The sequence below is a fragment of the Serratia sp. FGI94 genome, from assembly GCF_000330865.1.
GTDB lineage: Bacteria > Pseudomonadota > Gammaproteobacteria > Enterobacterales > Enterobacteriaceae > Serratia_B > Serratia_B rubidaea.
In genome coordinates, this window is record NC_020064.1 from 3,809,082 (window position 1) to 3,831,926 (window position 22,845).

Genomic DNA, 22,845 nt, shown 5'->3' on the forward strand with positions numbered 1-22,845 from the left:
TGTCCACAACTAATGTTTGGAGCCGTTACTCCACCTAAAAGGATAGGTCCTCAATCCTGTGCGGAGTATAACGGATTTGCTCTCAGGTAACAGTCATATCCATCCCAACTTGCCAGGCGAACAATTATCAAGCAATAAAGGTGTTTTTTATTGCCAGATCAACAACTGATACTCTCTCAAAAGGTGAACTTGATGGTTATTAAAAACAGCGTGAGATAAAAGGTCGCCTAAACTAGAAAACTCGCAATACAAATCAATAAAAAACAGAAACCGAGCGTGTTTTTTCCTATCGTCAATTAGGGTAAGCAACCATAAGTAGACGGCGCCACCTCGGCAAAAAATAGAAAAATCTTAGCCAGAACCAAATAGAAGTGCACATAATCGCCGTATTACATTCACTATAGTTATTGAAAATTCCGGTTAGACGCCGATATATCGCAGAAATAGTGACCAACGTTAACACCAGTATCATTAATAATTGCTATTGGGGTTAATGCAGATAAAAAAGGAACAAGACAGGCTTGTTCCTTTCACTCGATCATCAAGAAAGTAGATTACGTCAGGCAGTCAGCCCGCCATCAAGTACCAGCGTTTGCCCCGTCATATAGCGGCTCTCGGCACCGATCATAAACGTCGCCGCGGCAGCAACCTCCTGCGCGGCCCCCAGCCGTCGCAGCGGCACTTGTTGACGCAGCGCTTTTAATGCTTCCGGCGGCATGTTGCGCGTCATATCACTGTCGATAATCCCCGGTAGCAGGCAATTGACGCGAATACCAAAACGTCCCAGTTCCTGCGCCAAAGAGCGTCCCAACCCCACCATCGCGGCTTTACTGGCTCCGTAGGCGGTTTGTCCGACATTGCCTTTAATCGCGCTGACCGAGGACATCAGCAACAGTGCGCCCTCCCCCTGCGACATCATTGCCGGTAACAGATGCTTATTCCAGTAGAATACCGCATTAAGGTTGGTTTCTATGACCTGACGCCAGGTATCACCACGTTGCTGAATATGTAATCCATCCAACGTAACGCCGGCGTTATGAATCACCGCGTAGGGCGCGCCATAACGCACCAGTAATTCAGGCGCCAAACGCTCGACATCATCCTGTTTACTGCCATCACACTGATACCCTGCCACCCAGCCGGGTAAGCCGGCGCAGGCGGCAACCACCTCGTGGCTGGCCTGCTCGTCGTTACGCCAGGTAAAAACAACATTCCAGCGCTGAGCCAGCGCTTCCACCAGCGCGCGGCCAATTCCCCGACTGCCGCCGGTCACTAATACCCAGTTATCCATCGGCTTACTTTTTCTGCTCGGCCAGCACGTGGCACAGCTCGCCCAACGTCATATTGGGGTGCTCAATAAACATTTCCGCGTTTAGCGTGACGCCGAACTCCCGCTTCGCCAACACCATCATTTCAACATAGTCCAGACTGTCCAGTTTCAGCTGGGGCAGCGGCATTTCAGGAGAAAGCTGAGACGCATCCAGATCTTTAGCATCACAAATCATCTCGCACAGGGTGTCATAAACTTGTTGATATTTTTCCATGATTATATCCTTATTTATCAATATCTTTTATGTGGTCTTGCCGTTGTACATAACTCGCCGTTTTTAACGTTATCGCGCTTGCCAATAACGGACCGTGCGGCGTCCAGCACTGCACGTCGATTCGTACCGCCAGCCCGCTGTCGCTATCACCGACAATCAGCGGCGGTGAGATGGCATAAGACAAAGTATCCTCAAGGCAATGCAGTGTGCCGGGCGTCAACAAACCGGCCTTAAAATGCACGTCATGATGTGTTTGCACCACCGACAGTTGTGCAAACACATCAATCAGCGTTCGCGCCTGCATTGCCGGCAATCGTTGTTTTATTGCCGACAGGATTTGCGCCGATGACACAACACGTTGGAACAACAGCGCGTCCAAAAAGCTCCACTGCAGCAGCGGATCCCCCGGAAAACGTCGGCCAAGCACCTCGACATCCCGCCGCTCCAGGCGCTGGATAGGAGCAGCAGCATCCGTAATGTCAAACGAAGCGGCAGGGAGCAATTTAGCGCTGAAACAGTTCTCATTGTTGCACTCATCCAACAGTCTGCCGCTTGCCTGATGTTCCGTAGTGGCAATATCCAGGCGATAATCAAGATCGCAGCGTACCGGCTGCCGCAACCGGGCGCTAAAGCGGAAAAAATGCGCATCCGACGACGCTGGCCGCAACGCCTCGCTAAGGGCCTGCTTCATATCCAGCATGGCGCGCATGCCGTGCACCGTCAGCCGTTCACTGCCAAGCTTACGCGCCCATTGCAGGTCAAAATGTATCGGGTTGTAGTCACCGGAAAATGCCGCCCACTGCTCCGCATCGTTACGCGTATAGTTAAACCGCATCGTTCCCCCTGCCGATCACCAGTGCCGCATTGGCGCCGCCAAAGCCGAAGCTCAGGTTTAGCGTATTGTGCAGCGTCGCTGCTCGGTGGCCTTCGCTGATGTAATCCAGATCGCAGGCTGGATCGGGCTTTTTCAGGTTACAGGTCGCCGGCATCAGCTGATGTTCCATTGCCTGCAAGCAGATAATTGATTCAAAGCTGCCGGCGGCTGCAATCAGGTGGCCGGAATATGACTTGGTGCTCGATAGTGGCGTGGTATAAGCTGCTTTACCAAAGGCCAGTTTGATCGCCTCGGTCTCATTCAGATCGTTCAGCGGCGTCGATGTTCCGTGCGCATTGATGTAATCCACGGCATGTACGCCAATGCCGGCCTGCGCCAACGCCCGCTGGATAGTCTTTACCCGGGCGACCTTATCGTCGGCCGGCGCGGTAAAATCAAACGCGTCGGAATAGTTGCCGTAGCCCTTTATCTCGCCGAGAATCACTGCGCCGCGTGCCAGTGCGGCGTCTCGCTCTTCCAGGCACAGCACCGCCGCCCCCTCCGATAGCACAAACCCGTTACGGTCCAGGCTGAACGGGCAGCAGGCTTTGGCGGCATCCTGCTGCTCACGCGCCAAAGCGCGCAGCACATCAATATCCCACACCGCCGGATCGGAACGCAGCGATTCACCGGCCCCCGCCAGCATCATGGTGGCACGCCCAGAACGGATCGCCTCAAACGCATCGCCGATAGCGATAGTACCGGTCGCGCAGGCGGCGCTCGGCGTATTCTGATAGCCGCGCAGTCCCCACAGCAAACTGCAGGCGGCGGTCGCAACGTTTGGCATGGAAAGGAAACAGGCAAAGGGCGACCCTAACCCGCTACGCTGATACATATCAAAATTGTCGTAACTTTCATCCTGTCCGGCCCAACCGCTGCCGATAATCGCGCCACACTCCAGCGGATCGTAGTAATCAACGGGCACAGCGCCCTGAAAGGCCATCTCGACGGCTTCTTTGGCCGCCCCGAGCGCCAAACGCGCAAAGCGCGGCAGGCGACGGCGAATCGCCGCCGGTACAGACTTCAGATCGGGCTCTGACGCAACCAGCCCAAAGAAGCGCGACTGAATCCCTGCGACGGAGCGATCGTGATATTGATAGCCCAGACGCTGATCCATTATTGCCGCCCAACTCTGCTGCGCATTCTCTCCCAGCGGCGTTACCGCGCCATAACCAGTAACCACCACCCGACGTGGCGAAGACATATTATTCATGAGCATTTCCCTCTGTCCTTTCGTCCTTATCCACTGCGCCCCCCAATGCCAACCATAATTTCATCGTGGCGTTCAGGTAGTTGTATTGCATTTCCGCCAGGCTGTTTTCACTGCTCAAGCAGGCATCCTGCGCATCAAACAATGTCTGCAATGACACCGCACCGGCGCGGTATTGGCTCTCGGCCAGCGTCAGTCGTTGCCGGCTGAGCCGCAGGTTTTCCTGCAGGCGTCGTTTCTGCTGCTGATAGCTCAACCGCTGCGCCATGGCGTTATCCACGTCAGAAAGCGCGTTATACACCGCGCTGCGAAACGCAATGATCTGCTGTTGTACATCAAGTTTGGCTTTTTCCGCCGTTAGCCTCATGGTGTTCCACTGGACGAAAGGTAACGCTACGCTGCTGCCCAAGGCTCTGACTGGCTGACTGAACCACTGCTTAAATAGGGTGCTGCCGGCGCTCAGCGAGGCCGTCAAAGACAGCGATGGATAAAAATTAAGCCGCGCGACATCAGAGCCGGCCAGTGCGGCACGCAGGCGCCTTTCCGCTCCCTGCACGTCCGGCCTGCGGCCGATAACGGCCAGCGGTACGCTGGCGGCGATCGGCACCTCCTGCTCAGCATCCAGCCCACGACGCTCCGGCTGACGCATATCCGGCGAATTATTGAATAAAATAGCCAGAGCGTTGCGCGCCGCCTCACGCTGCTGCTGCAGACTTTGTTGCTGATTATCCCGATCGATCACGGATTGGCGCGCCTGTAAAAGTTCTATTTGACTGGCGGCACCGGCGACATGGCGGGCCTGCACCAGACGGAACGTTTCCCGCGCGTTGTCCATCAACCGTTGTTGTGTATCAACCTGTTGATTAAGCTTGGAAATTTTCCAATAATAATCAGCAGCATTGCCAATCAGCGTCAGCGCGACGTTCTGGCGATCCTGCTCGGTAGCCTGCACCAGCCAGGCCGCCTGTTCGCGCGTACGTGCCAGTTTCCCCCACAAATCCAGTTCATAACTCAGGCTCAATGAGCCGTGGTAATTTTCGCTGGTACCGCCGCCGCGCACATTCTTGCTATTGCTGGCGCCGCCGCTCAGCGCCACATCCGGCGTCAAATTGGTATTGCTCAACCCGGCTTCCAGACGCGCCTGCTGCAACTGCAACCCTGCCCTCGCCAGATCGTTATTGCTGCTTAACACGTGTGTGATTAACCGTGAAAGCTGCGGATCGTTGAAGCTATCCCACCACCGTTCACTACCGGCCAAATAAGCCGGCCCGGTAACCTCCGTACGCCACTGTGCCGGAACCGATACCTGCGGCTGCTGATATTCGCTCTTCACCAGCGTGCCGCAGCCAGACATCATCAAACAACCCAACAGCGCCAAGGTTTTTCTCTGTCTCATTCGCGCGCCAGCGCCTCCGTAGGGTGAAGCCGCGCCGCATTGCGCGCGGGGAAAAAGCCGAATCCCAGCCCGATCAGCGCAGAGAAACTGCAGGCCAACGCAATCGGCGGCCAGGTAAAGAGCATGGTGAACTCATCGGTAAACCAGGAGAACATAATGCCCGCCAACATCGCGCCGGCGATGCCGACCATCCCCCCCAATGTGCAGATCACCATCGCTTCAATTAAAAACTGGCGCATGATGTCCAGCGGACGGGCACCGACCGAGAGGCGAATGCCGATTTCATGCGTCCGTTCGGTCACGGACACCAGCATGATATTCATCACGCCAACCCCGCCGACCAGCAGAGAAATACCGGCAATCGCGGTGATCAGCAGCTGCATGGAGTCAGACGCCTGTTGAATGGTCTGCGTCATCTGATCGTTGGTTTGCGTGAAGAAGTCACGACGACCGTGGAACATCTCCAGCTGCAACTCTACGTCTTTTTGCGCCTGCGCCAGCGCATAGCCGTCGACCACACGCAGTGAGATGGACTCCAGCGGTGCGTCCCCCGCCAGGCGCTCCTGCAGAGAGGTATACGGCACCCAGGCGTTAAGTCGCCCCCCCATAAGCGCCCCTTTCTTCATCGCAACGCCACTGACGCGAAACGGCGTGCCGCCGATTTGCACGATCGCGCCCAGCGGCTGCTCACCGTCTGGGAACAGGGTTTTCGCCAATTCGGCATCAATAATCACCACCGGCTCGCGTTCGTCGAGATCGTGCCTGGTTAATGCATTACCGCTGAGCAGCGTCACTCCCTGCACGTGAAAATAGTCCTCGCTGACGCCGGAAAGCGATGTCATCACCTGCTTTCCTCCACGGATAATGCTGATATATTTGTTGACCTGCGGCGAAATGGCGTCGATGTAAGGCTGTTTCGCCAACATCTCTACATCGTCTATCGTCAGAGAACGTTCAAAATCGGGGCGCGGCTTATCCCAACCCAGACCGGGCCGTATCTCCATGGTGCTGGTGCCCAGTTGGCTGATCTTATCCAGAATGCTCTGCCGCGCGCCTTCTCCCACGGCGATGGCGGATACTACCGATGAGATGCCGATAATGATGCCGAGCATCGATAAAAAAGCACGCACCCGGTGGCCCAACAGCGAGCGCCAGGCCATGCGCACGGCCTCGCGTACGCCTTGCCACAAGGGAGCGCGACCGGTTGCCGTTGCCGCAGGCAGCGTCTGCGGCTTAGCGCTTTGAGTAGCGCTATCATTCAGACGGTCGGCAATAATTTCACCGTCGCTGATCTCAATAATGCGCTGTGCCTGTCTGGCAACGTCGCGATCGTGGGTCACGATGATGATGGTATGGCCACTCTGGTGCAGCGAATGCAATATTTCCATCAGCTCCTGCCCGCTGCTACGGTCCAGCGCCCCCGTCGGCTCATCGGCCAGAATAATTTCCGCACCGTTCATCAAAGCCCGGGCAACGCTGACCCGCTGCTGCTGACCGCCGGAAAGCTGAGCAGGCTTGTACGCCATGCGATGCGGCAGTCCAAGCCGCTGCAACAAATACTCGGCACGCGTCTGACGTTCGCCCGCCGGCATCGCGGTATACAGCGCAGGAATCGCCACATTCTCCGCGGCGTTCAGATAAGGCATCAGGTGATAACGCTGAAAGATAAAACCGATGTACTGGCTGCGCAACTGTGCCAGCTGTTCGCCGCTGGCCGACTGCGTAGAGACTGATTTGATACGCATTTCGCCCGACGTCGGATTATCCAGACAGCCGATAATATTCATCAGGGTCGATTTGCCAGAGCCTGAGGCGCCGACGATCGCCACCATTTCCCCCGCATTAATCGTCAGCGAAATATTTTTCAGCACCGCAACGGTCTCTGGACCTGACGAGAAATAGCGTGAGATATTATTTAACGCAATGATAGGTTCCGCGGCGGCCATTATTGCCCCCCTGCTATCTGCGTCAGTACCACGTTTTCCCCTTCTTTCAGTCCGCTCTTCACTTCAATGAACTGCCGATCGCTGATACCGGTGACGATCGTGCGCGCTTCAAGTGTCGCCCCCCGCTTGACCTGTACCTGATAACGCTCTCTCCCCTGCGGTTGCCCCAGCGCCGCCAGCGGGATCCGCAAGACATTTTTCTCCTGAGCGGTGATGATAAACACCTGTGCGGTCATCGACGTACGCAGCTGACGCTCAAGGTTGGCAATGGCAAATACGCCGTTGTAGTACACCGCCGTCGGCTGCTGACTGGAAGAAGAGGCCGGGCTGTCTTCCCGCAGCGCCTCATTCGGCGCTTCCTGAATTGAACCCATCACGCTGTCATAGCGACGTTTGGGATCGGCCACCACGTAGAACCACAGCGGTTGCCCGACGCGTACTTTCAAAATATCGGTTTCAGAGATGCGGGTATGCACCGTCATGGTGTCGGCATTCGCCAGCACCAGAATCGTCGGCGCGCTCTGCGACGACACTATCGTCTGCCCCTCTTTGGTGACAATCCCCAGCACTTCGCCATCAATAGGCGCCAGAATGCGGGTATAGCCCAGATTAGCCCTGGCCGTCTCCAACGCCATTTCCATTTGCACGATTTGCGCTTCGTTCATCCGCACCTGGGCAATCTGGGTGGAATACTGCGCCTGCGCTTTTTCCAGATCGCTTTTCACCCCGGCGCCCTCGCGATCCAACTGGCGTTGGCGCTTTAACTCCAGCTGATACTGCTGCAGGCTCGCTTCCGATGCCTGCTTCTGCGCGACCGCGCTTTGCAGCTGCGCTTGTGACTTACGTACTTCATTTTCCTGCAGCGTCGGATCAATTTCGGCAAGCAGCTGGCCTTTAGTCACGCGGTCCCCCTGCTTGACATATAGCCGGGTCAGCTGGCCATTGACCTGTGCGCCGACGTTAACCTGCAGAGACGGCTTCAGAATACCGGTCGCCAGCACGGTTTTTTCAATATCCCCTCGGCTGACGGCGGCGGTCGGCATCGACGTTTGTTCTGCCGAGCCACGCATAGAGAAACTGACAACCGCGGCGATAGCCAACGCCAGTAACAGCAGCAAAACAAGAGCGGCTTTGCGATTTTTTCGTACCAGCATCAGCAGACCTCGCCACACAACGTCGCTGACGGCATCGGGCGCGCCGTTGATGGTGTCAGCGCCGCGATCCGGCCTTCCGCTATCCGATAAACCCGATCAAACTTCGGCAGCACGCTTTCACTGTGGGTGACCGTAATCAGGGTTTTGCCCTGTTCCCGACAGTGCGTCAGCAAGGTGTCCATCACCTGCTGCGCCGTCTCTTCATCCAGGTTGGCGGTAGGTTCATCCAGTACCAGAATCGGCCGATTGCTGTACATGGCGCGCGCCAGCAGCAGGCGCTGACGCTGCCCCAGCGACAACCCGGCGTGGCTTTCACGAATCAGCGCGTTCATGCCGCCCGGCAGCCTGGCAATCGCCGGTTCCAGATTAAGGCCGCGTAAAGAGTGCTCGATACGCGCTCTCCGGCTTTCATCAAAGCCTTCATCAAACAACGTGATATTTTGCAACACGGAGGCATTAAACAGGATATCCTCCTGACTTTGCAGGAAAAATAGCGCGTGCGCCTGACGGTAATCAATCGGTTCGTCGTCAACGGCGATCTCGCCCTGCTGCGGCGGCATCAGGCCGCACATCACTTTCAGCAGCGTACTTTTACCGGCGCCAGATTCGCCGACAATGGCAACGTTTTCCCCCCGCCGCAGCGAAAATGACATGCCTTGCAACACCGGTTGCTGGGCGTCATAGGCGAATACAAGATTGTAGTAAACCAGGCTACGGGAAAACGGCGGTACGGCCGCCGGCATCGACGCAGTCTCTGCGGCATCTGCACCTGTAGGAAACAGGTCGCGCGCGCGTTTGTCGATCACGTGCAGCTGGTTTTTTTGTAAAATGGCGAAGAAGATTTTGGTGATGTAGGAGGTAAAAATCTCACGCACGAAGCTATAGGCGAAAAACTCCCCCAGGCTCAGTGCGCCGCTTTTCAGCAAAGGCAGCGCCAGCAACATGAAAAACACCATCTCCAGGCTGCCGATCAGCTGATAGATACTGCCCTTGATCTGCTCATAGATTTTCTGCTTTTGCCGGCAGGTAAACAGCGACAACGCATACTGGGCAAACGCGCCTTTGCGCAGGCTGGCCAGCCCGGCAGATTTGATGGTGGAGAACCCCTGGATGGTTTCCAGAATAAAATCGCTTTGTTCAGCGCTTTTTTCCTGTAGCTGCTGGGTATAGTAACGGTCGCGGTAAATGGCCCATACGCTAACCAGCCCCATCATCGTCACGCCGACGACGGACACCAGCGCCAGTAGCGGGCTCATATAGCACATCACCCCCAGCGCGATCGCCCCGACGATCCAGTCAGTACGCAGGCCGTTATCCAGCTCTATCTTTTGCCCGGCGGCCGACTGCCAGTTGGCAAAGCGACTGAATATTTCGCCGGGCGCACGTTTATCAAAAAAGTTTAACGAGTTGGCTAACAGCCGGGAAAAACCGGCCACGCTGTTGAGCACCACGAACCGTTTGATAAAGCGTTCGGTAATCAGCCTTACGCCAAAGGCCAACGAGGTGGAGATAACAAACGCCAGCAGGTAGTAAAAATAGGGGAAATCGGTCTCACCGGCGCTCGAAAAGACGTCATTAATCGCGCTGCTGACCATCACCGGCATGATAAACAGCGTCAGAGAAATCAGAAACGCCAGCGTCATCAGGCGGTAAATGCCCGGCAGGCGTGAAGTTTCCCGCATGCTCATACACTCCAGCGCGCTGAAACGCTGGCTGCGCTTCACGCCGGCCAGCGCGGCGGCATCCGGCTGCGTTTCATGATCCAGCACCAGCGCATAACCGCTGATTTCCTGTTTGAGCGCCTCCAGCGGCAATAGCTGCTGCCCGATCGCCGGGTTCATCACGCAGACGTGATTGCCCTTACGATAGGCCAACAAAACGTAATGGCTGGCGCCGTAGTGTAAAATTGCCGGCAGCGGCAGTTCTGCCAGTTCCTGATGCTCAAAGGAGACCGGATAGGCAGGAATTGCCAGCTCGCCGAGGATGGTGGTTAAGGTCGCCAGCGACATCCCGTGCTGGGAAGCTGGGAAACGCGTACGCAACTCTTCCAATGGCGCATCAATACCCTGTGTTTCCGCCAGCATCGCAATACAGGCCAGGCCGCATTCGTTAGTTTCGCTTTGAAACACCTGCGTCGGGATTATCTTTTCCATGATCTCTTTTTACAGTTCCAGGTTATTCATTGATAAAAAACAACGAATGCGCATGCCAGAGCATCCAGGCTTCAGGGCGCTGCCGCAGCGCGGTTTCAATAACCTCCGGCAACGCCTGCGATAGTGCACCGGCTTTTACCGGTGGAAAGATATGAATCCTGATGCCGCGGTCGTAATAGAGGTAATAAAACACCACGCTGGCGGACAGTGCGCGCGCCAAACGCACCACGCCGCTATGCACGTTGGCAGGACGGTCAAACAATCGGCAAGGCAGCTTTGCCGTTCTGGCTCGGTTGGCGGTTGCCGTATAATCTGGCGTAATATCAGGAAAAATAATGATATTTCTCTGGTTGTCGGCCGCTTCCATCAGTGCAGACGTCAGGTTGCCGGCAATAGCACGGTTATCATCATGAATCGAACAGTAATCCAGATTAACGCCGCCCTGCCTGCGCGCCTGTTCCTGATACACCTCGGCGCCGGATGATACGATCACCGTCGCTTTACCGGGGGATACTTCGCCGCCCACCATCCCGGCCAGAATGTCGGAAACCATGTGTAGCGGTGCCAGTATCACCGGGGAACCGGCGGCATGCAGCGGTGCGACAATCTGATTCAGTTGGGCGCTGCAAGATGCCATCTGCGCCAGCAGTTGGCGATTACGCCCATAGGTCGCCGCCAGCTCCAGCACCTGCCGGCGACGCATCTGACGAATAAAGTCCACCTGCGGCCCGTCGCCTAGCAGGGAGCGCTGATTGGCGCGCGCCACCGCCGCACGTCCCCGCAGCCCGCGATTAACAAACGGCAGCCAGCGGCTTGCCTCGCTCACCGCCAATGCCAGACGGTAATCGGTATGCCGTAGCATCAGACACAGTAACCGGCCGCGCAGCCAAAGCAGCCGATGCCATTGGCCGATCGCTCGGTCCCACAGGTTACAGGCGCTCAGGTAAACCCATACCGCAAAGAAACGCATTACGGTTCCTGCGGGCTATCGTTTTTCAGCAGTGACAGCAGCTTTTTGCTAAAGGTAGGGAAATCGCTATCCTGCTGAGCCAGCCATTTTTTATTGACGATAAAGCTCGGGGTGGCATTTACCTGATGGTACTCGCTAACCGCCGTCATATAGGCCAGCAGGTCCTTGGTCTCCTGCGACTGGCTGGCGCTGCGATAGTCAGTTCGGTCGATGCCATTATCCAGCAGCCATTGCCCCAACTGTGCCGGGTCGCTGAGATCCTGGCGCTCTTTGATAATCGCCTGGTAGGCGCTTTCGCGGTATTTTTCTTCCAGCCCCATCACAGACAGCGTGGCGAACAGCGGCGCATAGGCGGACAGTCCACTGTTTTGCTGATTGCCGATATGCAGACGAACCAGCTTGCTGCCAGGCGGCAGTTGCGACTCAAGATTTTTAACGTTGTCTTCATTACTTGCGCAGTAGTGACAGCCATAAGAGAAAATCTCGACAATGGCATTGTCCTCTTTTATCGGGCTGTTTTTAATCCGCTCGTCACCGATCGACGTCAACGCCGGAATATCATCATTTTGCCCACCTAAAACAAAATAGTGGATATATGCTGTAGTAATCAGCGAAGAAATAACAATAATAAACAACGTATATACAATCAGTGCCAGCGGATTTTTAAACATGATTATTCATCCTGGAATTAGCTAATTTCCGTCATTTTACAAAGAAGGAGCAGGATATGGTCAAAAAAAATAGCCCGTCCGTGTACTCTAACATCCTACAATACAAAAACCGGATGCGACAAATTATATCGCATCCGTATAAATATTATTCCCTGATATTAATTCACATGAATTATCAATTAACGGAAATCAACCACCTGGGCGGCATTCACCGTCAGCGACCGGCAGAGATGTCTGATGCACCTTGCCATACTTATCAGTACAGGTGCGAACCAAGTTGCATACCCGGTTTGGGCGAGTACCAATCCACTCATAACTATCCGTGCAATCCTTTTTGCACGTCCCGCCAATCACCACTTCCGCTACCGGCAGAGTTACTTTTTTCATTACTATATCCTTATGTTTAACTGCTACAAACTTACCATTACTTCATCCTGAGAGGGATGATTATTTTTAATATACGTGAAAATAGCCCACACTTATTAAAATGCAGCTTCCTATTTATGGAATCATTGGTGTATGAAAGTTAAAAGAATAATAACCATCAGGAATACGTATATCAATAAGATTTTCATCTAACCATTGCACCAAAATCTACTTTGACATGGCGCCACTACGGGATTTTTCTTAATGAAAACCCGTAAAAAGGATAAGAAGAAAACTATGCATATATTTATAGCTACATATTACATATAAAACAAACAAGGATGATTCTTATGAAATCCCTGCAAATTTTAGGATTAGATCTGATCCGACCAGTCGCACATGCAACCCGACTAAAACCTCTCCGTAACGGTTTGTTTCCCCGTCGTCAGCCCGTACACTATCCGCCACTGCATTAATACAGGAAAGCCGGCCGCTATGTTGCCAACTCATGAATACGCCAACGATCTGATACTCTTCGCGCTTATCGTCGATTGCGGCTCATTCAGCAAAGCGGCGGAAAGCGCCGGTATCACCAGTTCGGTCATCAGTAAACGGATCGGCAAGTTGGAAAAATCGCTCGGCGCCCGTCTGCTGTACCGCACTACCCGCAGCCTGACGCCAACCGAAAGCGGCGCAATGCTATACCGCCATGCCAAAAACCTGAGCACGCAAATGCAGGAGGCGCTGTATGCCGTCAGTGAAAAAAGTGAAGCGCTGACCGGCACGATACGAATGTCGGTGCCCACCATTTCCGGCGAACTGTTACTCAGTGAAAGCGTCGCCGAATTTTGCGCGTTACATCCCGAGCTCAAGGTTGAAATGCGGCTGGAAAATCGCTTTGTCGACCTGGTCAACGAAGGCATCGATTTAGCGATACGCACCGGCACCATGCCCGACTCCAGCCTGATCGCCAGGCATATTCTGGATTCGCGCTGGGTGATCGTCTGTTCATCTGCTTATCTCAAACAGCATCCGCAGCCGCAGACCACTGCCGATCTGCTGGCGCATAACTGTCTGACCTATACCTATCAGGAAAGCGGCACCGCCAACTGGCTGGTCAAACAGCCGGGCCACGATGCTATCCAGGAACTACAGGTTAACGGCAATCTGTCCGCCAATAACGCCCGCGCCATTCGCAAAGCGGTGATCGCCGGCCATGGCATCGCGATGGTTCCCCGCTGCATGGTGTATGAAGATTTGCAGGATGGAAAGCTGGTGGAAATATTAGCCGGTCACTGCGGAAAGGTGCTCGGCGTCTATGCCGTGTACCCCTACACGCGTAATTTACCGTTGAAAACCCGTCTGCTGATCGAACATATCATTAGCAGCTATAAAAAAATCAGTCATTATTTTTGAAGACCGTCACGTTATTTCCCGCCTTGATGTCGCAAACGGGCGTTTGATTAGGCGATTTTAGGCGATAATCTATGGCTAATTAACGCCTAATAAATGTGATTCCGCGCGTTTATCACACAAAACAACGCATTAACTCAATGATTTAAAACAAGATAAATAGCACCTCTTTTTCCTTTCCCCTCCACTCTTAACTGCCTGACGCGCCTGCTTCGCAAATGTTGCAAAAATGCAACATAGAACATCGAATAATGTTGTGATTAGAATAATGTCGTCGCAGATATTGACGTTTTCCGGTCACCCTACCGCATAAAAATAATAACCGCTGAGGATCCTATGTCCCTGTTTTTCAGTATCGCTCCGATCATCTTATTGATATGGATGATGACGAAACACCAAGGCGCCCCCGCTTATATCGCTCTGCCGTTAACCGCCCTAGTGGTCTATGCCTTACAGCTGTTGTGGTTCAACGGTGATTTACTGCTATTACATGCCAATGTGATTACCGCGCTGGTGGCGGTTTTCACCCCGATCACCATTATCGCCGGCGCCATTTTGCTCAATAAACTGATGCAAATCAGCGGGGCGGAAAACGTGGTGCGCAACTGGCTGGAAAATATCAGCCCCAACCCTGTCGCCCAACTGATGATTATCGGCTGGGCATTTGCCTTTATGATTGAGGGCGCCAGCGGCTTCGGCACGCCGGCCGCCATCGCCGCGCCAATCCTGGTTGGGCTGGGGTTTAACCCGCTGCGCGTCGCTATCCTGACGCTGGTCATGAACTCGGTGCCAGTCTCTTTCGGCGCCGTCGGCACGCCAACCTGGTTCGGCTTTGCCAACCTGGGGTTGAGCGACGCCGACCTGCTGGAAATCGGCCGCCAAACCGCGTTGATCCATACCGTCGCCGGACTGATCATTCCGATTTTGGCACTGCGCTTTATCGTTTCCTGGCAGCAGATCCGTCAGAACCTGTCGTTTATTCTGCTGAGCGTGCTCAGCTGTACGCTGCCGTACCTGCTGCTGGCGCAGGTTAACTACGAGTTTCCGGCGCTGCTGGGCGGCGCTATCGGCCTGACGTTATCGGTGCTGCTGGCCCGCGCCAATATCGGCCTGACGCGCGACAGAACCCCGTCCAACGCCCAGCCGGTGCCTTTTGGCCAGGTGCTGAAAGCCATGACGCCGACGTTGCTGCTGATCGTGATTCTGATCGTCACGCGCATTCACCAACTGGGGCTGAAATCCCTGCTAAACAGCACCGTCCTGCTGTGGCAGGGCAGCCTAGGCTGGCTTGGAGAACTCAGCATCAGCAAGGCGCTGATAATCGAACTGCAGCAGGTGTTGGGCACCAGCGCCCAGGCCAGCTATAAAACGCTGTACGTACCGGCGCTGATCCCTTTTCTGCTGGTGGTGTTACTCGCCATTCCGCTGTTCAGGTTAAGCAGACCGCAGGTGCGCCAAATCTTCGGCGCAACCACCCGCAGCATCGGCAAGCCGTTTATCGCGCTGCTCGGCGCGCTGATCATGGTCAATCTGTTGATGCTGGGCGGAGACAACGCGCCGGTAATGATTATCGGCCGGGCGCTGGCCGACGCCACCGGCGCCAGCTGGCTGCTGTTTTCCGCCTTTCTCGGCGCGCTCGGCTCGTTCTTCTCCGGCTCAAATACCGTTTCCAACCTGACGTTCGGAGGTATTCAGCACTCCATCGCCGTCAGCAGCGGTTTGAACGTCAACCTGACGCTGGCATTGCAGTCCGTAGGCGGCGCGATGGGCAATATGATTTGCCTGAACAATATCATCGCCGTCTGCTCAATCCTCGGCATTACCCAGGCCGAGGGCAAGATCATCAGAAAAACCGTACTGCCCATGCTGGCCTATGGCGCGATCGCCGCCGGCATGGCGCTGATACTGGCATTCTGAGCGAAGCACAGTAAGTTTAAGTTAACGATAAAGTAAAGGACGCATTATGATCATCTCCGCTTCAACCGACTACCGGGCCGCAGCACAGGCAAAACTTCCGCCTTTTCTGTTCCACTACATTGATGGCGGAGCCTATGCTGAGCACACGCTGCAGCGCAATACGGCGGATCTGGCCGATATCGCCCTGCGCCAGCGCGTGCTGCGCAATATGTCCGAACTGAGTCTGGAAACCACCCTGTTCGGCGAAAAGCTGGCGATGCCGGTAGCACTGGCACCCGTCGGCCTGACCGGCATGTACGCGCGGCGCGGTGAAGTACAGGCGGCGCGCGCGGCCGCCAACAAGGGCATTCCCTTCACGCTGTCGACCGTCTCGGTCTGTCCGATCGAAGAAGTCGCGCCGGCCATCAACCGCCCCATGTGGTTTCAGCTGTATGTGCTGAAAGACCGCGGCTTTATGCGCAACGCGCTGGAACGCGCACAGGCAGCCGGGGTGAAAACGCTGGTCTTCACCGTCGATATGCCGGTGCCCGGCGCCCGCTATCGCGATGCGCACTCCGGCATGAGCGGCCCGAACGCCGCCATGCGCCGTATCCTGCAGGCGATGACCCATCCGCAATGGGCATGGGACGTCGGCATTAACGGCAAACCGCACGATCTCGGCAACGTATCGGCCTATCGCGGTACGCCAACCAGCCTTGAGGACTATATCGGCTGGCTCGGCGCCAACTTCGATCCGTCAATTTCCTGGAAAGATCTGGAGTGGATCCGCGAGTTCTGGCAGGGGCCGATGATCATTAAAGGCATTCTGGATCCTGAAGACGCCAAAGACGCCGTGCGCTTCGGTGCCGACGGCATTGTGGTTTCCAACCACGGCGGCCGCCAGCTGGACGGCGTGCTGTCCACCGCCCGCGCCCTGCCGGCAATTGCCGACGCGGTCAAAGGTGATATCACCATTCTGACCGATTCCGGCATCCGCAATGGGCTGGACGTGGTGCGGATGATTGCACTGGGCGCCGATAGCGTATTGCTGGGGCGCGCCTTCGTGTATGCGCTGGCGGCAGCCGGCGAAGCCGGGGTCGCGAACCTGCTGGATCTGATTGATAAAGAGATGCGGGTAGCGATGACGCTGACCGGCGCCAAAACCATCGGCGAAATCACCCGTGATTCGCTGGTTAAAGCGCTGTAAAGCAGACGGGGCCGGCAAACGCCGGCCCCGTTGTTCAACAGGAAGGAGCACGCCCCTGCGGCGGTAAATAGCGCAGCGGATCCAGCGCCGTCGCGCGATAGCGAATCTGGAAATGCAGGCGAACGGAATTGGCGCCGCTGCTGCCCATGGTGGCAATTTTCTGTCCGGCTTTCACATCCTGTCCGTTACGCACCAGCGTGGTGTCGTTATGCGCATAGGCCGAGATAAAATCTTCACCGTGCTTAATCATGATCAGATTGCCGTAGCCACGCAGCTGGTTGCCGACATACACCACCTTGCCCTTGGAACTGGCATACACCGGCTGGCCGCGACGGCCCGCAATATCGATGCCCTTGTTCCCGCCGTCAGTGGTGGAGAAACGGGCGACGATCCTGCCGTCGGTCGGCCAGCGCCAGCAGCGCGAGACGCCCGGCGGCGGCGTGCTTTTCGTCAGCACACTGCCGGAGGTGCGGCCGCCGGATTTGCGGCCGCTGCTTTTTGCCGTCGCGCCGGGGCTGACTCTTAATTTTTGTCCGACTGCCAGGCTATAAGGCGGACGGATATTGTTGGTGCGCGCCAGCGTACTGACGTCATTGCCGGTAATCCAGGCAATGTAATACAGCGTATCACCGCGCTGGACGGTATAGGTGCTGCCGCTGTAGCTGCCTTTAGGCAATTTATCATAATCACGGTTGTAGTTATTTTTGCCTGAACAGCCCGCCAGCAACAGGCCAAGCGTCAGACACACCGCCAAACGGCGCCACACCGCAGATATGTTCCCTCTGCTCAAAACCTTTCCTCAATCAGCCGTATGTCAATAATGGTATACGCAAGATGCATAATAACCGTCTATGTTAACACCTGAAAACAGGCAGTCAAAAAGCGGGCTTTCCCGCCATCACTCTATTTTCGACTTTTCTAATGGGGCGCTTCCTTTAGCGTACATCAATTGGCAAGAAGGACAGATTCATGCTGGAAGTTTGGGGAAGAAAGAGCTCATCCAATGTACAGGCGCTTATGTGGTGCATTGGCGAGCTGGGTTTACCGTATCAAAGACATGACGTCGGACACCGATTCGGCGGCACGGACAGCGACGAATTTTATGCGCTGAACCCGAACCGCACCATCCCCGTACTCCGGGATGGCGACCTCCCGCCGCTGTGGGAAACCGGCGCCATCCTGCGCTACCTGGCAAACCGTTATGCGCCGGACGAATTCTGGCCCGCCGACTTAATCGCCAGAACCCATGTAGACCGCTGGATGGAATGGTCAAAACTTAACGTGGCGCTGCTGTTTACCGCGCCAATCTTTTGGCGCGTGGTGCGTACGCCCGCGGCTGAACGCGATCCCGCCGCGATCGGCCAGGCGCTGCAGGCCTTTGAGAACAAACTGATGATTGCCGAACAGCGCCTCGCAGGCCAGACGTTTTTGGCTGGCGACACATTTTCCGCCGCAGATATCCAATTCGGGCACGTGCTGTATCGTTACTACGATATAGACATCGACCGACAACCACTGCCCAACCTGCGCAGCTACTACGATCGGCTGACGGAACGCCCCGCCTTCCGCGAACACGTTATGGTGTCTTACGAAGAACTCAGGGCTTAAGACGCCGCTTTACACCCAAGGGGGAAATATCCCCTTACCCGTCACGCCTGTCTCTGCGCCTGGGCCGGAAAGATCAGGCTGAAAACGATGCGGGCAGCAGGCGACTGCGGGATACATTGGGCGCGGGCCTCGCCGTCATGCAGCGTCATAATGGCGCGCACAATGGACAGGCCTAGCCCGCTGGCCTGGCTGCTGCGTGCGGCATCGGCGCGGTAGAAGCGATCGAACAGTTTATCCAGGTGCGCGGCGTCAATGGGCGGCCCCTGATTGATTACCCGCACCACCTGCGCGTCGCCCTCCGTACCGGCCCACAGTATGATGTGGCTATTCTCATCGGCATAACGCACCGCGTTGGCAACCAGATTGCTCAGCGCCCGCTGAAACAGCATGGCGTCAGCCCACAGCCGGCCGCCTCCCTGACACGCCAGATGAATACCGCGCTCTTCCGCCAGGCCTTCGAAGTAATCGGCCACCCGCTGCAGCTCCGCCGCTATATCCAGCGTACGGTAATTCAGCGCAGAGTGCGCATTGCCGGCACGGGCCAGAAACAGAATATTCTCCACCATGCGCGAGATGCGCTCCAGCTCCTCCATATTGGTGGAGAGCAGGGTTTCATACTCTTCAACGCTGCGGGACTGGTAAAGCGCCACCTGGCACTGCCCCATCAACGCCCCTACCGGCGTGCGGATCTCATGCGCCAGATCGGCGGAAAACTGCGTCAGGCGCTGGTAGCCTTCGTTCAGCCGGTCGAGCATGGCGTTGAATGACGCAATCAGCTGCTGCAGTTCCTGCGGCGCGCCCTGCTCGCTCAGCCGGGTTGACAGCGTGCTGGGCGCAATCGCCGCCGCCTGCGCCGCCATGCGTCTTAACGGCCGCAGCTCACGCCGCATCACCCAATATCCCAGCAGCGCAATCAGCACGAAGGCCATCCCCACCGCCGCCAGCACGCGCCACAGATAGCGCGCCAGCATTTTCTGCTCGTTGGCCATCACATGGGCGACGGAGATCTGCAGGACGCTGCCGTCCTCCAACTGCACCAGCGCCGATGCCAGCCGGATCGGCACGCCCTGCGACGTCTCTCCGCCGCGCACCGCCGCCAGTCGCTGCGGCTGGCCGACCGACGTCGGCACCACCGGCGGCAGCGTCAGCCTGCCCGGGTTTACGTTGATTAACGGTTTTTTCCCCTGCAGTTGGAAGATCAACACGTCCTGCTCATTACCCAGCATGTTTTCAAACAGCCCGGTATTGGCGACCAGCCGCTCCACCAGAAAACGCTGGCTCAACAGTTTGCGGTAATAGTCGATGCGTCCGGTCACCTGCATATCGCTGCGATTAACCATTTCCTGGCGCATCGCGCCATACAGGTAGCTGCCGGCGGCGCTGACCACCAGCGCCGCCACCACGGCGAACAGGATGGCGCTGCGCACCGTCAGCGACATCGTCCGCCAGCGCTCGGCCAGCGCGCTCACGGGCGCGCCTCACAGACGTAGCCGATACCGCGCACGGTATGAATCAGCTTGGTCGCAAACGGCCGGTCGATTTTGGCGCGTAGTCGCTTGATGGCGACATCCACCACGTTGGTGTCGCTGTCAAAATTCATATCCCAGACCTGAGAGGCAATCATGGTGCGCGACAGCACTTCCCCCTCCCGCCGCGCCAGCAGATGCAGCAGCATAAACTCTTTATTGGTCAGCGGAATCAGCGTTTCCTGGCGTGTTACTTTGCGCCGCAGCACATCGATGTGCAGGTCGGCAATCGCGTAGTGATCGGACTCACGCACCGTGCCGCGACGCAGCAGCGTTCGCAGGCGCAGCACCAGTTCGGTAAAGGAAAACGGTTTGACCAGATAATCGTCGGCGCCCAACTCAAGACCGTGGATCCGGTCCTGCACCCCGTCGCGCGCCGTCAGGAACAGAATCGGCACGTCGCTTTTCTTGCGCAACACCTCAATAATCTGCCAGCCATCAATCCCAGGCAGCATCACGTCCAGCACGATGGCGTCGTAGCCATGCTCCAACGCCCGGAACAGACCATCGGTGCCGTTGCGTGCCAGATCAACGCCGTATCCGGCCTCTCCCAGCCCCTTTTTCAGGTAGTCGCCGGTGCTGGTATCGTCTTCAACCACTAATATGCGCATTCTCGCCACCTCATTCCGCCTGCCAACAGATTAGCAGTTTCCACCGGGTGACTTGATGACATTAATGTCATCAAACAGACATGGTGCTGTCCCAATCCTTCAACCATGCTTAATCGGCAATCAACCACAGGAGAACATTATGCTTACTCAACGTCGTATTGCCGGTTTACTGCTGTCCAGCCTGCTGATGTGCAGCGGCATCGCCGCCGCCCAAATGCCCGGCAAAGTCATCGCCCCGCTGCGCGGCACTATCGATCAGGTTTCCGATAACAGCCTGCAGCTGACCGACCGTAAAGGGGAAAAAGTCAGCGTAAAACTCAACGACCAGACCAAAGTGCTGAGCGTATCGAAAGGGTCAACCGCCGATATCAAGCCCGACAGCTTTATTGGCACCGCCGCCGTCCCGCAGGCCGACGGCAGTTTGAAAGCGCTGGAGGTGCACGTCTTCGCCGCCAGCCTGCGCGGTTCCGGTGAGGGCCACTCCGCTTGGCAATCCGCCGATGGCAAAGTCGATACCATGACCAACGGCACCGTCGGTAAATTGGTGAACGCCAACGGCCGCACCCTGACGGTCAATTACAACAACCAGCAGAAAACCGTCATCGTGCCGGACGGTACGCCGATTGTGACGCTCGATCCCGGCGATCGCAGCCTGCTGAAGCCCGGCACGCATATCGTGCTGTTCTCTGCCGCTGACGACAAAGGTGAACGCGTCGCCACGCGCATTTCTGCCGGTAAAGACGGTACCGTGCCGCCGATGTAATACGGGAGGCCGCGATGAAAGACTCACTGTCGCGACCGGTGCATCGTTGGCCGGTCAGAATCACCCACTGGGTTAATCTGTTCGCCATGACATGCATGTTTATGAGCGGCTGGGAAATCTACAACGCCTCGCCGCTGTTCGACTTCCGCTTTCCGCCCGCCATCACGCTGGGCGGCTGGCTGGGCGGCGCCATCGGCTGGCATCTGGCGCTGATGTGGCTGCTGGCGCTCAACGGCCTGTGCTATCTGCTGTGGAGCCTGTTCAGCGGTCACTTTCGTCACGACCTGCTGCCGCTGCGCCTGAGCGCGCTGCGGCGGGATATCTGGCTGACGCTGACGCTGCGGCTGCAACACCGCCACGGCAAATACAATGCGATTCAAAAGTTGATGTATCTCGGCGTTCTGCTACTTGGCCTGTTGCTGGTGCTCTCCGGGCTGGCGATCTGGAAGCCGGTGCAGCTCTCTTGGCTGGTGGCGCTGTTCGGCGGTTTTGACACCGCGCGCTATGTGCACTTTTTCGCCATGGCGGCGGTCGGGCTGTTTGTCATCATTCACCTGCTGATGGTGATTATCGTACCGCGCACGCTGTGGGCCATGCTGTCAGGAGGTAAACGTGAAGGATAAAAAATCGTCGCCCCGCGCACCGACGCTGGAACCGGATCAGAAAAAACAGCTGGTGAATCTGCAGCGCCGGCTGCTGCTGCGCTCCGGCTTAACTCTGGGCGGCGTGGCGATGTTGACCGGCTGTAATCTGCAAGACGGCGACCAGGTCGATAAAGTGCTGTGGGCGATGTCTCGCTGGAACGATCGGGTCCAGTCCTGGCTGTTCAGCGGGCAGCGCCTGGCGCAGACCTATCGCCCTGATCAGATCACGCATCCCTTTCCGTTTAACGCCTACTACCCGGAATACAACGTGCCGGAAGTCGATTTGAGCGGCTATCAGCTGGAAGTCTCCGGCAAGGTGGCGAAAACGGCGCCGTGGACCCTGAAGCAACTGCAGCGCCTGCCGCAGCAGAGCCAGATCACCCGCTTAATCTGTATTGAGGGCTGGAGCGCGATTGGCCAGTGGGGCGGCGTGCCGCTGCGCGTTTTTCTGCAGCATGTCGGCGCCGATCTCAATGCACGTTACGTCGGTTTTAAATGCGCGGACCGCTACTACTCCAGCATCGATATGGCCACCGCGCTGCATCCGCAAACCATTCTGGCGCTGGATTTTGCCGGTAAGGCGCTGCCGGCGGAATACGGCTACCCCCTGAGGTTACGGGTGCCCACCAAGCTGGGATTTAAAAACGCCAAGCATATCGCCGCCATTTTCGTCAGCGACACCAACCCCGGCGGCTATTGGGAGGATCAGGGCTATAACTGGTTCAGCGGGATTTGAGGCGCCATGGAAGCGAGTTCTGGCAACGTCTATCCAGGGCGCTATGCGCCCGTTTCTTTGGCTATGTTCAGCGTATGACACCACAAAGCAGGCGACAAACAGAGCCACGGACTTCAACATGGTAAGCCCCAAAATGGATTGCCTCGTAACACCTACG

At 56.4% G+C, this 22,845-nt stretch carries 21 protein-coding genes; 7 read left to right on the forward strand and 14 right to left on the reverse strand.

Annotated features, from left to right (window positions below):
• Positions 1 to 559: 559 nt before the first annotated feature.
• From D781_RS17365 to D781_RS23000, 11 genes are all read right to left on the reverse strand, one after another.
• Positions 560 to 1,291, reverse strand: a complete 732-nt coding sequence (locus D781_RS17365; RefSeq protein ID WP_015673635.1) for an SDR family oxidoreductase — start codon at positions 1,289 to 1,291, stop codon at positions 560 to 562.
• Between the two features lie 4 nt (positions 1,292 to 1,295).
• The gene (locus tag D781_RS17370) at positions 1,296 to 1,544 is read right to left on the reverse strand and encodes an acyl carrier protein (protein ID WP_015673636.1); all 249 of its coding nucleotides are present in this window, start codon (positions 1,542 to 1,544) and stop codon (positions 1,296 to 1,298) included.
• 10 nt (positions 1,545 to 1,554) lie between these two features.
• Positions 1,555 to 2,379 (reverse strand): MaoC/PaaZ C-terminal domain-containing protein, encoded by an 825-nt coding sequence (locus tag D781_RS17375; protein ID WP_015673637.1) that lies wholly within the window; start codon positions 2,377 to 2,379, stop codon positions 1,555 to 1,557.
• Positions 2,369 to 3,631: a beta-ketoacyl-[acyl-carrier-protein] synthase family protein gene (locus D781_RS17380; RefSeq protein ID WP_015673638.1), complete on the reverse strand. Its 1,263-nt coding sequence runs from the start codon at positions 3,629 to 3,631 to the stop codon at positions 2,369 to 2,371. Before D781_RS17380 ends, D781_RS17375 begins: the two co-directional genes overlap by 11 nt.
• Complete coding sequence (locus D781_RS17385; protein ID WP_015673639.1) at positions 3,624 to 5,024, reverse strand: efflux transporter outer membrane subunit; 1,401 nt, start codon at positions 5,022 to 5,024, stop codon at positions 3,624 to 3,626. Before D781_RS17385 ends, D781_RS17380 begins: the two co-directional genes overlap by 8 nt.
• Positions 5,021 to 6,970 (reverse strand): ABC transporter permease, encoded by a 1,950-nt coding sequence (locus tag D781_RS17390; RefSeq protein WP_015673640.1) that lies wholly within the window; start codon positions 6,968 to 6,970, stop codon positions 5,021 to 5,023. The genes D781_RS17385 and D781_RS17390 overlap by 4 nt, the downstream gene beginning before the upstream one ends.
• Positions 6,970 to 8,127: an efflux RND transporter periplasmic adaptor subunit gene (locus tag D781_RS17395; protein WP_041412195.1), complete on the reverse strand. Its 1,158-nt coding sequence runs from the start codon at positions 8,125 to 8,127 to the stop codon at positions 6,970 to 6,972. Before D781_RS17395 ends, D781_RS17390 begins: the two co-directional genes overlap by 1 nt.
• Positions 8,124 to 10,277, reverse strand: a complete 2,154-nt coding sequence (locus tag D781_RS17400; protein ID WP_015673642.1) for an ATP-binding cassette domain-containing protein — start codon at positions 10,275 to 10,277, stop codon at positions 8,124 to 8,126. Before D781_RS17400 ends, D781_RS17395 begins: the two co-directional genes overlap by 4 nt.
• Before the next feature lie 22 nt (positions 10,278 to 10,299).
• Positions 10,300 to 11,247, reverse strand: a complete 948-nt coding sequence (locus D781_RS17405; RefSeq protein ID WP_015673643.1) for a hypothetical protein — start codon at positions 11,245 to 11,247, stop codon at positions 10,300 to 10,302.
• A complete protein-coding gene (locus tag D781_RS17410) occupies positions 11,247 to 11,918 on the reverse strand; it encodes a DsbA family protein (protein WP_015673644.1) in 672 nt (223 codons plus the stop codon). The genes D781_RS17405 and D781_RS17410 overlap by 1 nt, the downstream gene beginning before the upstream one ends.
• Before the next feature lie 189 nt (positions 11,919 to 12,107).
• Positions 12,108 to 12,305, reverse strand: a complete 198-nt coding sequence (locus D781_RS23000; RefSeq protein ID WP_015673645.1) for a DUF4762 family protein — start codon at positions 12,303 to 12,305, stop codon at positions 12,108 to 12,110.
• 474 nt (positions 12,306 to 12,779) lie between these two features.
• Between D781_RS23000 and D781_RS17415 the strand changes: the two genes are divergently transcribed.
• The 3 genes from D781_RS17415 to lldD all read left to right on the forward strand — a co-directional run bounded on the left by D781_RS17415 (position 12,780) and on the right by lldD (position 16,800).
• Complete coding sequence (locus D781_RS17415; RefSeq protein WP_015673646.1) at positions 12,780 to 13,700, forward strand: LysR family transcriptional regulator; 921 nt, start codon at positions 12,780 to 12,782, stop codon at positions 13,698 to 13,700.
• 333 nt (positions 13,701 to 14,033) lie between these two features.
• The gene (locus D781_RS17420) at positions 14,034 to 15,614 is read left to right on the forward strand and encodes an L-lactate permease (protein WP_015673647.1); all 1,581 of its coding nucleotides are present in this window, start codon (positions 14,034 to 14,036) and stop codon (positions 15,612 to 15,614) included.
• 46 nt (positions 15,615 to 15,660) lie between these two features.
• On the forward strand, positions 15,661 to 16,800 hold the full coding sequence (gene lldD, locus D781_RS17425) for an FMN-dependent L-lactate dehydrogenase LldD (protein ID WP_015673648.1): 1,140 nt from the start codon (positions 15,661 to 15,663) through the stop codon (positions 16,798 to 16,800).
• A 34-nt stretch (positions 16,801 to 16,834) separates the two neighbouring features.
• Here lldD and actS read toward each other — a convergent pair whose 3' ends face one another.
• Positions 16,835 to 17,590: an amidase activator ActS gene (gene actS, locus D781_RS17430; RefSeq protein WP_015673649.1), complete on the reverse strand. Its 756-nt coding sequence runs from the start codon at positions 17,588 to 17,590 to the stop codon at positions 16,835 to 16,837.
• 179 nt (positions 17,591 to 17,769) lie between these two features.
• Here actS and D781_RS17435 point away from each other — a divergent pair, with 179 nt between their 5' ends.
• Entirely contained in the window at positions 17,770 to 18,408 is a 639-nt protein-coding gene (locus D781_RS17435) for a glutathione S-transferase family protein (protein ID WP_015673650.1), read from the forward strand.
• 41 nt (positions 18,409 to 18,449) lie between these two features.
• Here D781_RS17435 and D781_RS17440 read toward each other — a convergent pair whose 3' ends face one another.
• Both D781_RS17440 and D781_RS17445 read right to left on the reverse strand, forming a co-directional pair.
• Positions 18,450 to 19,877 carry a heavy metal sensor histidine kinase gene (locus tag D781_RS17440; protein WP_015673651.1) on the reverse strand — a complete coding sequence of 476 codons (1,428 nt, stop codon included), beginning with the start codon at positions 19,875 to 19,877 and terminating at the stop codon, positions 18,450 to 18,452.
• Positions 19,874 to 20,545 (reverse strand): heavy metal response regulator transcription factor, encoded by a 672-nt coding sequence (locus D781_RS17445; protein ID WP_015673652.1) that lies wholly within the window; start codon positions 20,543 to 20,545, stop codon positions 19,874 to 19,876. The genes D781_RS17440 and D781_RS17445 overlap by 4 nt, the downstream gene beginning before the upstream one ends.
• A 139-nt stretch (positions 20,546 to 20,684) precedes the next feature.
• On the opposite strand from D781_RS17445, the gene D781_RS17450 reads away from it, so the two are divergent.
• The 3 genes from D781_RS17450 to D781_RS17460 are packed head-to-tail and all read left to right on the forward strand — an operon-like array spanning position 20,685 to position 22,688.
• Positions 20,685 to 21,308, forward strand: coding sequence for a DUF5666 domain-containing protein (locus D781_RS17450; protein WP_015673653.1), 624 nt, complete (start codon positions 20,685 to 20,687; stop codon positions 21,306 to 21,308).
• Between the two features lie 14 nt (positions 21,309 to 21,322).
• Complete coding sequence (locus D781_RS17455; RefSeq protein ID WP_015673654.1) at positions 21,323 to 21,931, forward strand: cytochrome b/b6 domain-containing protein; 609 nt, start codon at positions 21,323 to 21,325, stop codon at positions 21,929 to 21,931.
• Positions 21,921 to 22,688 (forward strand): molybdopterin-dependent oxidoreductase, encoded by a 768-nt coding sequence (locus D781_RS17460; protein WP_015673655.1) that lies wholly within the window; start codon positions 21,921 to 21,923, stop codon positions 22,686 to 22,688. Before D781_RS17455 ends, D781_RS17460 begins: the two co-directional genes overlap by 11 nt.
• Positions 22,689 to 22,845: the final 157 nt, after the last annotated feature.

What these genes read in the sequence shown, in the direction of transcription:
- lldD (WP_015673648.1), top strand. Translation starts at nt 15,661, where the DNA reads ATGATCATCTCCGCTTCAACCGACTACCGGGCCGCAGCACAGGCAAAA.
- D781_RS17390 (WP_015673640.1), bottom strand. Translation starts at nt 6,970, where the DNA reads ATGGCCGCCGCGGAACCTATCATTGCGTTAAATAATATCTCACGCTAT.
- D781_RS17410 (WP_015673644.1), bottom strand. Translation starts at nt 11,918, where the DNA reads ATGTTTAAAAATCCGCTGGCACTGATTGTATATACGTTGTTTATTATT.
- D781_RS17400 (WP_015673642.1), bottom strand. Translation starts at nt 10,277, where the DNA reads ATGGAAAAGATAATCCCGACGCAGGTGTTTCAAAGCGAAACTAACGAA.
- D781_RS17420 (WP_015673647.1), top strand. Translation starts at nt 14,034, where the DNA reads ATGTCCCTGTTTTTCAGTATCGCTCCGATCATCTTATTGATATGGATG.
- D781_RS17380 (WP_015673638.1), bottom strand. Translation starts at nt 3,631, where the DNA reads ATGAATAATATGTCTTCGCCACGTCGGGTGGTGGTTACTGGTTATGGC.
- D781_RS17445 (WP_015673652.1), bottom strand. Translation starts at nt 20,545, where the DNA reads ATGCGCATATTAGTGGTTGAAGACGATACCAGCACCGGCGACTACCTG.
- D781_RS17450 (WP_015673653.1), top strand. Translation starts at nt 20,685, where the DNA reads ATGCTTACTCAACGTCGTATTGCCGGTTTACTGCTGTCCAGCCTGCTG.
- D781_RS17385 (WP_015673639.1), bottom strand. Translation starts at nt 5,024, where the DNA reads ATGAGACAGAGAAAAACCTTGGCGCTGTTGGGTTGTTTGATGATGTCT.
- D781_RS17405 (WP_015673643.1), bottom strand. Translation starts at nt 11,247, where the DNA reads ATGCGTTTCTTTGCGGTATGGGTTTACCTGAGCGCCTGTAACCTGTGG.
- D781_RS23000 (WP_015673645.1), bottom strand. Translation starts at nt 12,305, where the DNA reads ATGAAAAAAGTAACTCTGCCGGTAGCGGAAGTGGTGATTGGCGGGACG.
- D781_RS17375 (WP_015673637.1), bottom strand. Translation starts at nt 2,379, where the DNA reads ATGCGGTTTAACTATACGCGTAACGATGCGGAGCAGTGGGCGGCATTT.
- D781_RS17415 (WP_015673646.1), top strand. Translation starts at nt 12,780, where the DNA reads ATGTTGCCAACTCATGAATACGCCAACGATCTGATACTCTTCGCGCTT.
- D781_RS17365 (WP_015673635.1), bottom strand. Translation starts at nt 1,291, where the DNA reads ATGGATAACTGGGTATTAGTGACCGGCGGCAGTCGGGGAATTGGCCGC.
- D781_RS17370 (WP_015673636.1), bottom strand. Translation starts at nt 1,544, where the DNA reads ATGGAAAAATATCAACAAGTTTATGACACCCTGTGCGAGATGATTTGT.
- D781_RS17455 (WP_015673654.1), top strand. Translation starts at nt 21,323, where the DNA reads ATGAAAGACTCACTGTCGCGACCGGTGCATCGTTGGCCGGTCAGAATC.
- D781_RS17435 (WP_015673650.1), top strand. Translation starts at nt 17,770, where the DNA reads ATGCTGGAAGTTTGGGGAAGAAAGAGCTCATCCAATGTACAGGCGCTT.